The organism is Marinobacter sp. C7, from assembly GCF_022343555.1.
In the GTDB taxonomy this organism is placed as follows: Bacteria; Pseudomonadota; Gammaproteobacteria; order Pseudomonadales; family Oleiphilaceae; genus Marinobacter.
Genome location: NZ_JAKQZH010000002.1, coordinates 545,002 through 558,384, shown reverse-complemented (window position 1 = coordinate 558,384; position 13,383 = coordinate 545,002). Strand labels below are relative to the sequence as shown.

The window sequence follows — 13,383 nt, the reverse complement described above, 5'->3', positions numbered from 1 at the left end:
CCCCTTAATCAAAGACGATCACGCCACGGGCGTTCTTGCCGGCCACCATATCATCGAAGGCCTGGGCAGCCTCTTCAATGGGGTAGGTCCGGGTAACCAACTCATCCAACTTGAGTTTACCGGCCTTGTAAAGTCCCAGGATCCTGGGGAAATCGTGTTGCGGGCGGGCAGAGCCCAGCCAGCTGCCTTTCAGCGTGCGCTCATCCGCCGGCAACGTGAGGGTAGTCAGGGAGGTCTTGTCCTTCGGATCGGCAACACCCACCACCACGGCGGTGCCCCCACGGCCGAGGCATTTGTAGGCCTGCTCCACCACCGGGCCGGAGCCGACACACTCAAAGGCGTAGTCCACGCCACCGGTGAGTTTCTTCACAGCCTTCGCGGCATCCTCCACCTCATTGATGTTGACCGTGTGGGTGGCCCCGAATTCCCTGGCCATCTCCAGCTTCTTCGGGTTGCTGTCCACTGCCACGATCATCTCGGCACCGGCGGTGGCACATCCCTGGATGGCGTTGAGTCCCACGCCACCGATACCGAATACGGCCGCCCGGGAGCCGGGTTCCAGTCGGGCGGTGTTGAAGACGGCGCCCACGCCAGTCATCACCGCACACCCGACCAAGGCGGCGTTCTTCATGGGTACGGTGTCGTCCACTTTCACACAATTGTCCACGTGCATAGTGGCGTACTCCGCCATCACACCGCAGGCCCCGAACACGTTCAGTGACTCGCCGTTGGCGCCCTTGGTGCGCACTGTGCCATCCGGCAGATTAAACATGGCTTTGCGGGCGTTCTCACACAACACCGGCCGGCCCCGGACGCACTGGCGGCACTTGCCACACATGGAGATGAAGGAACTGACGACGTGGTCCCCTTCCTGGAATTCAGTCACCCCTTCACCCACTTCCACCACGACTCCGGCAGCCTCGTGGCCCAGCACCAGGGGTGGCGGATAGGGAATCTTGCCGGTGGTGGCGGACAGATCGCTGTGGCACACGCCGCAGGCGGCAATCTTGATGGTGACCTCACCCCGCTTGGGGCCCTCAACGGTAATGGTCTCAACCTGGACGGGCTGGCCCCATTCCCGGCAGACCACGGCTTTGGCTTTTCTGTCCATTTTTTACTCCCCTTTTTTGTTTAAGGAGGGGTCAGATGAAGTTTTCATCAGACCCCGTTGGGGTTGGTGGAGGTGAAGATGGGGTCAGATGAAAGCATTCATCTGACCCCGGTTTAACGTCGCTCTCTGGGGTCTGAAGAACACCTTCTTCTGACCCCCTCTTAAGGCCTATCAAAACGCCTCATCGGCCATGCTCAGCGCCGTCTCGTCGACTGCACCCAGAAGCTCGGCAGCAGTCACCACACCCGGCAATTCATACGTCGCGAAATATTCACAGGCCTTGAGCTTGCCCTCGTAGAAAGCATCGTCCTGCCCCTCCGATCGTGCCAGGCCCTCGAGGGCTTTCAGTCCCTGGCGCAACCACAACCAGCCGACCACCACCTGCCCGAAGGCATCGAGGTACAGGGTCGCGTTGGCCAGGGCTTTTTCCTTGTCACCGCCGGCCTTGACAGCATTGATGGCCTCGGTGGCACCCGCCATCGCCCGTGCCGCTGCCTCCAGACGTTCGGCGCTGTCGGCCAGTCTTGGCTTTGTGCGCCCTTCGCCAATGGTGGCGTCAATCTTGGCCATCAGCTCCTGATAAAACCGTCCGCCGGCCATGGAGACCTTCCGGCCCAGAAGGTCCAGACCCTGAATGCCGTGAGTACCTTCATGAATCGGGTTCAGCCGGTTATCCCGGTAGAACTGTTCCACCGGATACTCCCGGGTGTAGCCATACCCTCCGTGCACCTGGATGGCCAGACTGTTCGCCTCCAGGCAATAGCGGGAAGGCCAGGACTTGATGACGGGAGTCAGCAGATCCAGCAAGCCGGCGGCCAACTCACGCTGTTCACCGGTTTCCGCAAACTTCTTCTCGTCCACCAGCATGGCACCCTGCAGGCACAGGGCAAGACCACCTTCCACGTAGGCCTTCTGGGCCAGCAGCATGCGCCGGATATCGGCATGACGAATCAGCGGCACCTGCGGGCTTTGCGGGTCCTTTTCACCAATCGGGCGGCCCTGGCGCCGTTCCCGCGCATACTCCAGGGCATGCAGGTAGCCGGTGTAACCCAGCATCACCGAGCCGAGGCCGACGCCGATCCTGGCCTCGTTCATCATATGGAACATAGCGGCAAGCCCCTGGTGTGGCTCACCGACCAGGTAACCGACCGCACCGCCGTTTTCGCCGAAGTTCAGCATGGTGGAGGTGGTACCGCGATAGCCCATCTTGTGGATCAGACCGGCCAGGGCCACGTCATTACGCTCGCCCAGGGAGCCGTCCTCGTTCACCAGGATTTTCGGCACCAGGAACAGGGAAATGCCCTTCACGCCCGGTGGTGCATCCGGCAAGCGGGCGAGCACCATGTGGATGATGTTCTCGCTCAGCTCGTGATCACCGCCGGAGATGTAGATCTTGTTGCCGAACAGCCGGTAGCTGCCATCCGCCTGGGGCTCGGCACGGGTACGAAGATCGCCCAGGGACGATCCCGCGTGGGGCTCGGTCAGGCACATGGTGCCGAAGAACCGGCCCGCCAGCATCTGGTCGGCGTAGCGGGTCTTCTGTTCCTCGCTGCCGTGAGCCAGGATCAGGTTGGCGGCCGCGATCGTCAGGCCGGCGTAGCCCTGGGTGCCGACGTTGGCCCCCTTCAGCAACCCCACGCACATCTGGGCCACGGCGGCCGGCAGTTGCATGCCGCCCCGCCCGTAATCCTGGCTGGCCGCCATCAGGCCGGTGCCCTTGAGTACATCCAGGGCCTTGCGGACTTCCGGTCGCATTTCCACGCGCCCGTTCTCGAAGACGGGTTCTTCCTCGTCCACCAGTCGGGCGTGTGGCGCAAACTCTTCCGCCGCCACTTTCAGGGCCAGGTCGAGCGCCGCCTGCAGGGTCTCGCGATTGTGCTCCGAGTAGCGTTCAAACCGAAGCACCTGCTCCACGTCGTGCAGCTCATAGAGCTGGAACGCCAGATCGCGGGTGTTGATGATTTTCTGCTGCATGGCGACGCTCCTCCGGTTTTACACGACTTCGAACAGACCGGCTGCACCCTGGCCGCCGCCAATACACATGGTGATCACCACGTACTTGGCTCCGCGACGCTTGCCTTCGATCAGGGCATGACCGGTCATGCGGGAGCCGGTCACGCCGAAGGGATGGCCGATGGAGATGGAACCGCCGTTGACGTTCAGCTTCTCCATGGGGATGCCCAGGCGGTCACGGCAATACACGACCTGGGACGCGAACGCTTCGTTGAGCTCCCAAAGATCGATGTCGTCCATGGTCAGACCGGCACGCTCAAGCAGCCGGGGAATGGCGAACACCGGGCCGATGCCCATTTCGTCAGGCTCACAGCCGGCAACGGCGAAGCCACGGAAGATCCCCATGGGCTCGATGTTGTGCTTCTCGGCATAGGTGCTGTTCATGACAGTACACACCGACGCGCCGTCGGAGAGCTGGCTGGCGTTACCGGCGGTGATGAACTGGTCCGGCCCACGCACCGGCTCCAGACCCGCAAGGCCCTCGAGGGTGGTGTTCGGGCGGTTGCACTCGTCGCGGTTCAGGGTTACCTGCTTTTCGCTGACGTCACCGGTTTCCTTGTCTTTGACCAGCATGGTGGTGTCGAACGGTACGATTTCGTCATCGAACTTGCCGGCCTGCTGGGCAGCTGCCGTGCGCTGCTGGGAAATCAGCGAGTACTCGTCCTGGGATTCCCGGCTGACGTTGTAGCGTTTGGCCACGATGTCCGCCGTCTCGATCATCGACAGGTACAACTCGGGCTTGTGCTTCATCAGCCAGTCGTTGGTGGCATGGAAGCTGTTGATCTTGTCGTTCTGCACCAGGGAGATGGACTCGACGCCACCGGCGACCATCGCCGGCACCTTCTCGGACACAACGCGCTGGGCAGCAAGGGCAATGGACTGCAGACCGGAGCTGCAGAAACGGTTAATGGAAAAACCTGCGGTGGTCACCGGAAGACCGGCGCGAATGGCCGCGAGGCGGGCGATATTCCGGCCCTGGGCACCTTCCTGGAACGCGGCCCCCATGATGACATCTTCAACGATGGCCGGATCAATGCCGGCGCGCTCGACCGCGTGCTTGATGACATGGCCGGCCATGTCCACGCTGTGGGTGTTGTTCAGGGAGCCCCGGTAAGACTTGCCGAGGCCGGTGCGGGCGGTGGAGACGATGACTGCTTCAGACATGGGTTTGCTCCCGTGAAGGAGGGGTCAGAAGAAAGCGTTCTTCTGACCCCGGAATTTTGGGTTAAACGCTGGTTAAGGTGGGGTCAGATGAAAGCTTTCATCTGACCCCGTTTTCATGAGACTCCGGGGCGGGGCCCTCAACCTGGGGTCAGAAGAACGTTTTCTTCTGACCCCGTCTTCAAACCCACCCCTCACTCAGATCAGAGGTCGCCGAATTTCTTCCCTTCGCTGACCAGCTTCTCCAGCAGTGCCGCCGGCTTCCACTGCTCACCGCCAACGGTATCCTGGTACTTCTTGACGGCTGCAAGGATGTTGTCCAGGCCTTCCTGGTCGGCCCAGAACATGGGGCCACCGCGGTAGGCCGGGAAGCCGTAGCCGTAGATCCAGACGATGTCGATGTCGATGGGACGGTCGGCGATACCCTCTTCGAGGATCTTGGCGCCTTCGTTGACCATCACATACATGCAACGCTCAAGGATTTCCTGGTCGGTGATCTCGCGCGGTGTAATGCCCTGCTCCTTGCGGAACTCCTCGATCAGCTGCTCCACCTCCGGGTCCGGAATCGGCTTGCGGCTGCCTTCCTCGTACTTGTAGACGCCCGCCTGGGTCTTCTGGCCAAGACGGCCCTGCTCGGCGAGTTTGTCCATCCAGCTGGCCGGGATGTCTTCGCCGGCCTTGCGGCGCTCCTCGCGGATGCGGTAACCGACATCGATACCGGCCAGATCGGACATGGCAAACTGCCCCATGGGGAAGCCCAGGTCCGTCAGGACCTTGTCTACCTGCTGCGGCGTGGCGCCCTCATCCACCAGGGACATGGCCTCGGTACCGCGCTTGTGCAGCATCCGGTTGCCGACGAAGCCGTAGCAATTACCCACCATGACGCCGACCTTCTTGATCTTCTTGGCGACGGCCATGACCGTGGCCTTCACCTCGTCGGAGGTCTTGCTGCCGCGCACGTTCTCCAGCAGCTTCATGACGTTGGCCGGGCTGAAGAAGTGCATGCCCACCACGTCCTCGGGACGCCCGGTGGCGGAAGCGATCTCGTCGATGTCCAGGGTGGAGGTATTGGAGGCCAGGATGGCGCCCGGCTTGCAGACCTCATCCAGCTTGGCAAAGATCTCCTTCTTGATGGCCATGTTCTCAAACACCGCCTCGATCACCAGATCAACATCCCGGAAATCGTCGTAGGTCAGGCTCGGCGTAATCAGCGCCATACGCTGCTCGACCTGTTCCTGGGTGAGCTTGCCCTTCTTCGCAGAGTTCTCGTAGTTGCGGCGAATGATCGCCAGGCCCTTGTCCAGCGCTTCCTGCTTAACCTCAACGATGGTGACCGGAATGCCCACGTTGGCGAAGTTCATGGCAATACCGCCACCCATGGTGCCGGCGCCAATGATGCCCACGCTTTTCACGTCACGAACCGGCGTGTCCTTGGCCAGCCCCTTGACCTTGGAGGCCTCACGCTCGCCAAAGAAGGAATGGATCAGGCCCGCGCGCTGGGGCGATTCCATGCACTCCATGAACAGTTCACGCTCGCGCTTCATACCTTCCTCGAAAGGCAGGTTGAAGGCAGCTTCCACGGCATCGACACACTTGAATGGTGAGAACAGGCCGCGGGCCCGCTTTTTCAAACCTTCGCGGAACTGGTCAAAGACATCGCTGCCCTTTTCCGCGTCAATCTTGTCGGTGATGTCCCGAACCCGGCGCACCGGCTTACCCTCGTCTGCGATCTTCTGGGCAAACGCCAGGCCCACGGCGCGGATATCGTCGCCCTCTTCCACGGCATCCAGAATACCGAGGGCCAGGGCGTCTTTGGCCCCGACGAATTCACCGGTAGTGATCATTTCCAGCGCCTTCTGGGCACCGGTCAGGCGCGGCAGGCGCTGGGTACCACCGGCACCGGGCAACAGGCCCAGCTTCACTTCCGGCAGGCCCACCTTGGCGCTGCTCAGGGCTACCCGGTAATGGCAGCTCAACGCGGTTTCCAGGCCCCCCCCCAGGGCGGTGCCGTGAATCGCGGCAACCAGCGGCTTGTCGCTGTTTTCATAGGTATTGACCACCGTCGGCAGCGACGGCTCCTGCATCGGCTTGCCGAATTCGCGGATGTCAGCGCCGGCAATAAACGTGCGCCCTTCGCACACCAGCAGCAGTACCTTGGCGTCTGTGTCCTTCTGGCCTTGCTCCAGGGCTTCCAGCAGCCCGGAACGAACAGCATGGCCGAGGGCATTGACCGGCGGATAGTTCACGGTAATAACGCCGATACTGCCTTCCCGGTTATAGCTTACGACCTCAGACATAATCTCTCCTCGCCTTAATTGAAATGTGATTTTAACTAGCGAAACATGCGTACGATTTAATACAAGTTTCCGGACGGTTTCAACCATCCATTAAACTACAGACACAAAAAAACCGCAGAATTTCCTCTGCGGTTTTTTTGTTTTTCCCGGACCAGGGACGCGTCAACCCGCCAGTCATGGGAGGCGGCGGGCAGGGCGATCCGAAACCTTGCGGAGCCAGGGATGGCGGAGCAGAGCGTACAGGGACGTATTCACAGCGTGTTTCGGATCGCCCTGCCCGCCGGCTACTACCCCAAGGTCTGGCAGTTAGACACCCAGCGATTCAATATCACCCGCCAGCATCGCCAGCTGATGGGCAATGGAGCCACGAAGCTTCTCACCGGATACCAGGTAAGACGGCGCCGCGCAGGTCAGGGCCATGATGGTGCCGTCCTGCAGGTGGATCGGCACACCCGCGGAGTTGATGTTGCGGTCCCATTCCCCCAGGGACAGGCAGAAGCCGTGCTCCTTGTAGTCCTTCATGGCCTGTTCCAGGCCCTCTTTCTTTTCCGGCCAGGCATCGCCGTATTTGTCGGCCATGGCCTCGTCGATCATCTTGCGGGCCTTGTCGCTGATGGCGCAGTAGTAGGCACGGCCGGCAGAGGTGGTGGCCATCGGCAGTTTCAGACCAATCTCCATGCGCAGCAGGGAGGCCTCGGGCGGCAGCCGGTTTTCCACGTAGATCATGTGCAGGCGGTCACGGCAGGTCAGGCCTACGGACATATTGGTCTGGCGCGCGAACTCATCCATGTACGGTTTGGCCAGCTGACGCACCTTGAGGTTGGAAACGTAGGCGTAACCCAGTGCCAGTACTCCGGAGCTGAGCTGGTACTTTTCCAGCTGGGTGTTGTAGCTCAGATAGCCAAGCTTGGTGAGGGTGTAGGTCATGCGGGACACCGTCGGCTTGGGCAGGCCGGTGATGCGGGCAATGTCCTGGTTACCCAGGATGACCGAGCCCTGGCTGAAAGCACGGAGCACGTCCAGGCCACGGGAAAGGGCCTCGACGAACTTGCGATCCTTTTCCGGCTTGACCGGCTCACCGTCACCCGATGCCACTTTCAGTTCCGGTGAACTCTGTTTTGTTCTTGCCATAATGGGGCGTCCTCCAACCGCGTCGCCTGCTCCGGTGTGCGGGATATGAATCTGATGAATAACCAAAGATTCGGTATTTTAATCGCTGCGTAAATCAAGTACCAGAAAGTCTTTTCAAAACTCGTGCCAAATATGAAACACTCTTGGGTTATGTTTCAAAATAAAGCTCGCAGGGCGATACCGAGTATCGCCTTTACGGCAATTAATCGATACCTTATTCTGCATTGCAAAACAAATTAGCAGTCTGAATAGTCAGTTACGACCCGGGAGGCCAAATGAAGGTTCTATTTGTAGCAGGTGACCCCAAGCCAGAGCGCTGGACGGTTCCCATCAAGGAATTGCTTCCGGAAGCCGAGGTCCATGTCTGGGACCCCGAGGGCCCGGCAATTGATGCCGACTATGCGATTGTCTGGCAACCGCCAGCGAAACTGTTCGAACGGGAGAAGCATCTCAAGGCGGTATTCAACCTCGGAGCCGGGATCGACGGGCTGCTGAAGGTGCCCAACCTGCCTGAAGATCTCACGGTGGTGCGCCTGGAGGACGCGGGCATGTCGGTGCAGATGGCCGAATACGTGCTGCACCAATTACTGGAGGCCAGTCGTGAGATGGAAACCTACCGGGAGCAGCAACGCCGGGGCATCTGGAAAATCCACCGCCCGATAAAGCGCAGCGAATGGCCGGTGGGCGTTATGGGGCTCGGGCATATTGGCAAGCGCGTGGCCCGCACCCTGGCGGATCTCGATTACCGGGTACACGGCTGGGCCCGGGGCCAGCACGAACTTGAGGGCATCAACACGTATGCTGGCCCGGACCAGCTTGGCGATTTCCTGGAATCCACCCGGGTACTGGTCAACACCCTGCCCCTGACCGATGAAACCCGGGACCTCATCGACTATGAATTGCTGAGTCAGCTGCAGCCCGGTGCCGTACTGATCAATGTCGGCCGGGGTGAACACCTGGTGGAAGAAGACCTGCTACGGGCCCTGGACGAGGGCAAACTGGCCAGGGCTTCTCTGGATGTGTTCCGCAAGGAACCGCTGCCCGAAGGGCATCCTTTCTGGCAGCGCAGTGAAATCACCATTACTCCGCACATATCGGCCCGAACCCTGCGGGATGCAACCCTGGAACAGATCACCGGTAAAATCCGGGATCATGCACGGGGCCGCCCCATTTCAGGCATTGTCGATACCGCCAAGGGCTACTGAACACCGGGAAAACGCGAAGAGTGGCGGCACCGATTACGATACGGTCGGTGCCAGCCAGGCCACCAGGGCCGTCAATACCAGCAGCAGGGGCACAGCAATCAACACGAATCGCCCGTTCCAGCGGAATGCCACCGCCCATCGTGACACCTGACCGAATCTTGAGAGCAACATCACCGACGGGCCAAACGGCGAGAGCATCATGGCCAGTGAGAAGCCGATCACCAGGGCCACAGCCACCGGCAGCGGATTCATCCCGGCGGCCACCAGTTGCGGCAGCAGTCCGGCCTGAACGCTCAGGACGGTGATCGGTATGATCCCGATCATCGAAAACATCGGCATCATCAGCATTCCCAGCACCGCCAACAGGAACAATCCGCTACCACTCGTTACCAGTCCCGTCAGAGCGTCGGCGGGTATTACCGCTGACAGGGCCACCCCCAGAATCGCCGAAGCAGCAAATATGGCCATCTCATTGTTCATGGTTCCGACCTGCTCCGCGCCTTCCTGCAATACCCTAATCAGGCTGCGTTCCGTCCAGAGCATGTAAAGCAGCGTCACGGAGGGCACAGCCAGCATGGCCGCCACGGACACTTTGAGACCGGTAACGGCCACAAGGCCCGCCATAACCGCAAACACCACGCCAATGAGGATCAACAGGCGACCGGTCCCTCCCGGCCAGCTCTCCAGCGCGATTCTTTCACTGCTGACCCGGCGGAAACGTTGCTGTTCAAGTACCCAGCCCACCAGAATCAACAAAGCCGCGGCAACCAGCCCGAAAGGCAACAACAAGGACCAGCTCAACTGGGGAAGCTCCCGGGTGAGAATGGCAACAGCCACACTGGTCGGGGCTACCAGCGGTACCAGGGCAAAGCCCCTCAGGGCGCTGATCAGAACACTGCGCAGCCACTGGAGACGGGATTCGCCGGTAATCCCCCTTTCCCGCAAGGTCTCGGACAGGGTTCCGCACAGGAGACTCATCATGCCGAAACTCAGTACCGAGGCAATGCCACAACTTACCACCGCGTACTTGGGATATAACCACAGCGGACGGCCACCCAGCAGTACATCGTGAATGCGGCGCAGCACCTCGAAGCGCCGAACAAGGCACTGCATCATCCCCAGGCTACCCAAAAACGCCGAATAGAACGCCGCATCCGACGCCGCCTTCACCAACCGGGCTGCCTCGAGCACTCCGTGCGCGGCAAGCCCCACCAGCACTGCAAGGGCGACCAACAGCAGCATCCGGGAATAACCCTGCAAACGCCGCGCGCCCGCCAGGAAAGCAGAAACGAACATCAGCCCGGCAAACGCGCTGAGCCCCCGGTGCCCGAGGCAGATGGCCACCAGCTCCGTCAGCACCGCCAGCGACATAAGCCATTTCAGAATCCCGTTCATATCCGGCCTGACCGATACCAATTGATCACTGCTTGCATTTCCATAATACCCGGATTAGTCTTTTGCCGCCCATTTACAAAACTGTGTTTCACTACACGAAACCATATTAACACACATAGCCGGGAAATCTTATGATCGGGCTTCCCGCTCATTGCCTGCAGGAGAATACGAATGGCTTCCGCACCCTGGAATGACCTGCTGAACTTCGATGCACAACTGGACGAGACCGAGCGCCAGGTTCGCGACAGTATCCGGAGTTTCTGTGATCAGAGATTGATGCCCGGCATCATCGAGGCCAACCGCCACGAGAAGTTCGACCGCAACATCTTTAACGAGATGGGTGAACTGGGCATGCTTGGGGCCACCCTGCCGGAAGAATATGGCGGCCCGGGGCTGAACCATGTCTGCTATGGCCTTATCGCCCGGGAGGTGGAACGGGTGGATTCGGCCTATCGCTCGGCCCTGAGTGTGCAGTCATCCCTGGTCATGTACCCGATCTTCTCCTACGGCAAGGAAGCGCTGAAACAACGCATCCTCCCGAAACTGGCTTCCGGTGAATACGTTGGTTGCTTTGGTTTGACCGAGCCCAATCACGGTTCCGATCCGGGTGGCATGGAAACCCGCGCGAAAAAGGTCGATGGCGGTTACCTGCTGAGCGGCTCCAAGACCTGGATTACCAATTCTCCAATCGCGGACATCTGTGTGGTCTGGGCCAAACTGGATGGCAAGGTGAATGGTTTTGTCATCGAACGCGAAGGCGCCGAGGGTCTGGACACGCCCAAGATTCCGGGCAAATTCTCCCTGCGGGCATCTGACACCGGCTCCATCTTTATGGATGAGGTGTTCGTGCCCGAGGAGAACCGTCTGGAAGTGGAAGGTCTGAAAGGTCCGCTGAGCTGTCTGAACAAGGCCCGCTTTGGCATCAGCTGGGGCGCCCTGGGCGCGGCGGAATTCTGCTGGCATGCGGCCCGCAACTACACCCTGGAGCGCAAGCAGTTCGGCAAGCCCCTGGCCGCCAACCAGCTGATCCAGAAGAAACTGGTGGACATGCAGACCGAAATTACCATCGGCCTGCAATCCGTGCTGCAGCTCGGCCGGATGATGGATGCCGGCATTGCCACCCCGGATGCGGTGTCACTGCTCAAGCGCAACAACTGCGGCAAGGCCCTGGACATTGCCCGGGTTGCCCGCGACATGCACGGTGGCAACGGCATCGCGGATGAGTACCACGTGATCCGGCATGTGATGAATCTGGAAGCGGTGAACACCTACGAAGGCACCCACGATGTTCACGCCCTGATTCTTGGCCGTGGCCAGACCGGAATTCAGGCGTTCAGCTGAATCGCGGTTGCGACCGGCAGTACTGCCAGCAGGTCAGCGCACAGGTCGCATGACTGCTGGCAGCACTTTTGCACCGAGTGCTGCATGAACGCCGCCGCCTCGTCATGATCGCAATGGCTGAGCTTGCCGGTGCAGATCGCGACGTGACGGTACAGCCCCTCCACAGCCTCCAGACGAGTGTCGTAAGGCCCCCGCTCGGGAATCTCACGAGTCCGGACAAACCACTTGCCATTCCGATAAACCAGCCGGTTTTCGATCTCAAGCAAGCCTATCTGGGTTAGCACATCAATCATCTGGAGCACCTCCTGAAAACCTCCCGGGCTCACGCCCGGGAGGCGGACCTGCGGTCTTTGGTACTGGAATCAGCGGACACCGGCGCGCCGGAGTGCCGCTGGGGTATACTCCCGTGAACTCCGTTCTGTGCCGTACTCGTAGGGGTTTTCCTCTTCGTTGGTCAGGCCCATGACCAGATAACGGCCGGAAAGCAGGTCATACAGGGACTCAAAGGCATAAGCCGGGATGTCGGCATCGTAAATCTGCATGGCGTGCGCCTCTGCGACGCGCCAGAGGTTGCCTTTGCCGTCGTAGTGGTCGACCACAGCGATCTGCCACGTGTCCTCATCGATGTAGAAGTCGCGCACCTCGTAAATGTGACGCTCGCCGTCCTTGAGAGTGGCACGGACGTGCCAGACACGGTGCAGCTCATAGCGTGCAAGTTCCTGGTCGACGTGACCCGGCTTGATGATGTCCTCGTAGCTGAGATCGGCACTGGCCAGCCGGTAGGAGTTGTAGGGAATATACAGCTCTTTCTTGCCCACCAGTTCCCAGTTGTACTTGTCCGGTGCGCCGTTGTAGAGATCCAGGTTGTCCGAGGTACGCTGGCCGTCGGCGGCAGTACCCGGACCGTCATAGGCGACGTTCGGTGCCCGGCGCACCCGGCGCTGGCCGGAGTTGTACAGCCAGGCCCGGCGGGGCTCCTTGACCTGGTTGATGGTCTCATGAACCAGCAGGACGTTACCGGCCAGACGGGACGGCGCGGTGATGGTCTGTTTGAAGTAGAACATCACGTTCGGGTCTTCCGCCGGATCGTAGTCCTCCAGCGCCACGCGCTCGGTGAAAGACTCGGTGAATTTCACCGGGCTGAAGTCGCCGTTGGGCTGCGGCGTCACCTGGGCCACGTTACGGGTGAACGAGCCACCCCGATAACGGGTGATATGGTTGAAAATCGCCTCCAGACCATTCTGGGGAATGGGGAACGGAATGGCAGTCTGGTAGTTCTGCAAGCCGTTACCACTCTCCACCAGCTCAACCGTGGTGGCGTTTTCCTTGCTCTTTTCCTGGATGAAGTCCGGATAGGTCGCCGTGCGCCGGGTTTGGTACACGGGAATAAAGTAGTCATCGTACTTCCGGATCATGGCAACCTGGCCCGGTGTCAGCTTGTCGCTGTATTGATCCACATTGCTCTGATCAATGCGGAACAGCTCCTGGTCACCCGGGAAGGGATCAACATAACGGCCGTCGCCCTGGTATCCGGCGGGGGCGTCGGTCAGCCCGCCGGTCCAGGCCGGGATCTCATCGCCATTGCCTGCCTTTTCGGCACCGATCGGGGTCAGCGTGTCCCCCAGCTTGGCGGCCTCGTCAGCCGATACCGCGGCCCCCGCATTGGCGGAAGCCATTATCGCTGCGGTTACAGCTCCGTAGATAAGGGTTCTTGTGGTAGTCATAGTGC

Annotated in this window: 10 protein-coding genes; 2 read left to right on the top strand and 8 right to left on the bottom strand. The window is 60.4% G+C overall.

Annotated elements, in window-relative coordinates; genetic code table 11:
- Positions 1–4: 4 nt before the first annotated feature.
- From MD273_RS12455 to MD273_RS12435, 5 genes are all read right to left on the bottom strand, one after another.
- A complete protein-coding gene (locus tag MD273_RS12455; RefSeq protein ID WP_239038109.1) occupies positions 5–1,111 on the bottom strand; it encodes a zinc-binding dehydrogenase in 1,107 nt (368 codons plus the stop codon).
- Between the two features lie 171 nt (positions 1,112–1,282).
- On the bottom strand, positions 1,283–3,085 hold the full coding sequence (locus MD273_RS12450; RefSeq protein WP_239038108.1) for an acyl-CoA dehydrogenase: 1,803 nt from the start codon (positions 3,083–3,085) through the stop codon (positions 1,283–1,285).
- An 18-nt stretch (positions 3,086–3,103) separates the two neighbouring features.
- Positions 3,104–4,288, bottom strand: coding sequence for an acetyl-CoA C-acyltransferase (locus MD273_RS12445; RefSeq protein ID WP_239038107.1), 1,185 nt, complete (start codon positions 4,286–4,288; stop codon positions 3,104–3,106).
- Between the two features lie 200 nt (positions 4,289–4,488).
- The gene (locus tag MD273_RS12440) at positions 4,489–6,582 is read right to left on the bottom strand and encodes a 3-hydroxyacyl-CoA dehydrogenase NAD-binding domain-containing protein (protein ID WP_239038106.1); all 2,094 of its coding nucleotides are present in this window, start codon (positions 6,580–6,582) and stop codon (positions 4,489–4,491) included.
- 306 nt (positions 6,583–6,888) lie between these two features.
- The gene (locus tag MD273_RS12435) at positions 6,889–7,713 is read right to left on the bottom strand and encodes an IclR family transcriptional regulator (RefSeq protein ID WP_239038105.1); all 825 of its coding nucleotides are present in this window, start codon (positions 7,711–7,713) and stop codon (positions 6,889–6,891) included.
- Between the two features lie 275 nt (positions 7,714–7,988).
- Between MD273_RS12435 and MD273_RS12430 the strand changes: the two genes are divergently transcribed.
- Positions 7,989–8,918: a 2-hydroxyacid dehydrogenase gene (locus MD273_RS12430; protein ID WP_239038104.1), complete on the top strand. Its 930-nt coding sequence runs from the start codon at positions 7,989–7,991 to the stop codon at positions 8,916–8,918.
- Positions 8,919–8,951: 33 nt separating this feature from the next.
- Here MD273_RS12430 and MD273_RS12425 read toward each other — a convergent pair whose 3' ends face one another.
- A complete protein-coding gene (locus tag MD273_RS12425; protein ID WP_239038103.1) occupies positions 8,952–10,313 on the bottom strand; it encodes a hypothetical protein in 1,362 nt (453 codons plus the stop codon).
- A gap of 171 nt (positions 10,314–10,484) precedes the next feature.
- Here MD273_RS12425 and MD273_RS12420 point away from each other — a divergent pair, with 171 nt between their 5' ends.
- A complete protein-coding gene (locus MD273_RS12420) occupies positions 10,485–11,654 on the top strand; it encodes an acyl-CoA dehydrogenase (RefSeq protein ID WP_239038102.1) in 1,170 nt (389 codons plus the stop codon).
- Here MD273_RS12420 and MD273_RS12415 read toward each other — a convergent pair.
- Entirely contained in the window at positions 11,639–11,947 is a 309-nt protein-coding gene (locus MD273_RS12415) for a DUF6316 family protein (RefSeq protein WP_239038101.1), read from the bottom strand. The two genes, MD273_RS12420 and MD273_RS12415, sit on opposite strands and share 16 nt — an antisense overlap.
- A 69-nt stretch (positions 11,948–12,016) precedes the next feature.
- A complete protein-coding gene (locus tag MD273_RS12410; protein ID WP_502846057.1) occupies positions 12,017–13,378 on the bottom strand; it encodes a DUF1329 domain-containing protein in 1,362 nt (453 codons plus the stop codon).
- Between the last annotated feature and the right edge of the window lie 5 nt (positions 13,379–13,383).

What these genes read in the sequence shown, in the direction of transcription:
- MD273_RS12445 (WP_239038107.1), bottom strand. Translation starts at nt 4,288, where the DNA reads ATGTCTGAAGCAGTCATCGTCTCCACCGCCCGCACCGGCCTCGGCAAG.
- MD273_RS12425 (WP_239038103.1), bottom strand. Translation starts at nt 10,313, where the DNA reads ATGAACGGGATTCTGAAATGGCTTATGTCGCTGGCGGTGCTGACGGAG.
- MD273_RS12435 (WP_239038105.1), bottom strand. Translation starts at nt 7,713, where the DNA reads ATGGCAAGAACAAAACAGAGTTCACCGGAACTGAAAGTGGCATCGGGT.
- MD273_RS12420 (WP_239038102.1), top strand. Translation starts at nt 10,485, where the DNA reads ATGGCTTCCGCACCCTGGAATGACCTGCTGAACTTCGATGCACAACTG.
- MD273_RS12440 (WP_239038106.1), bottom strand. Translation starts at nt 6,582, where the DNA reads ATGTCTGAGGTCGTAAGCTATAACCGGGAAGGCAGTATCGGCGTTATT.
- MD273_RS12450 (WP_239038108.1), bottom strand. Translation starts at nt 3,085, where the DNA reads ATGCAGCAGAAAATCATCAACACCCGCGATCTGGCGTTCCAGCTCTAT.
- MD273_RS12430 (WP_239038104.1), top strand. Translation starts at nt 7,989, where the DNA reads ATGAAGGTTCTATTTGTAGCAGGTGACCCCAAGCCAGAGCGCTGGACG.
- MD273_RS12455 (WP_239038109.1), bottom strand. Translation starts at nt 1,111, where the DNA reads ATGGACAGAAAAGCCAAAGCCGTGGTCTGCCGGGAATGGGGCCAGCCC.
- MD273_RS12415 (WP_239038101.1), bottom strand. Translation starts at nt 11,947, where the DNA reads ATGATTGATGTGCTAACCCAGATAGGCTTGCTTGAGATCGAAAACCGG.
- MD273_RS12410 (WP_502846057.1), bottom strand. Translation starts at nt 13,378, where the DNA reads ATGACTACCACAAGAACCCTTATCTACGGAGCTGTAACCGCAGCGATA.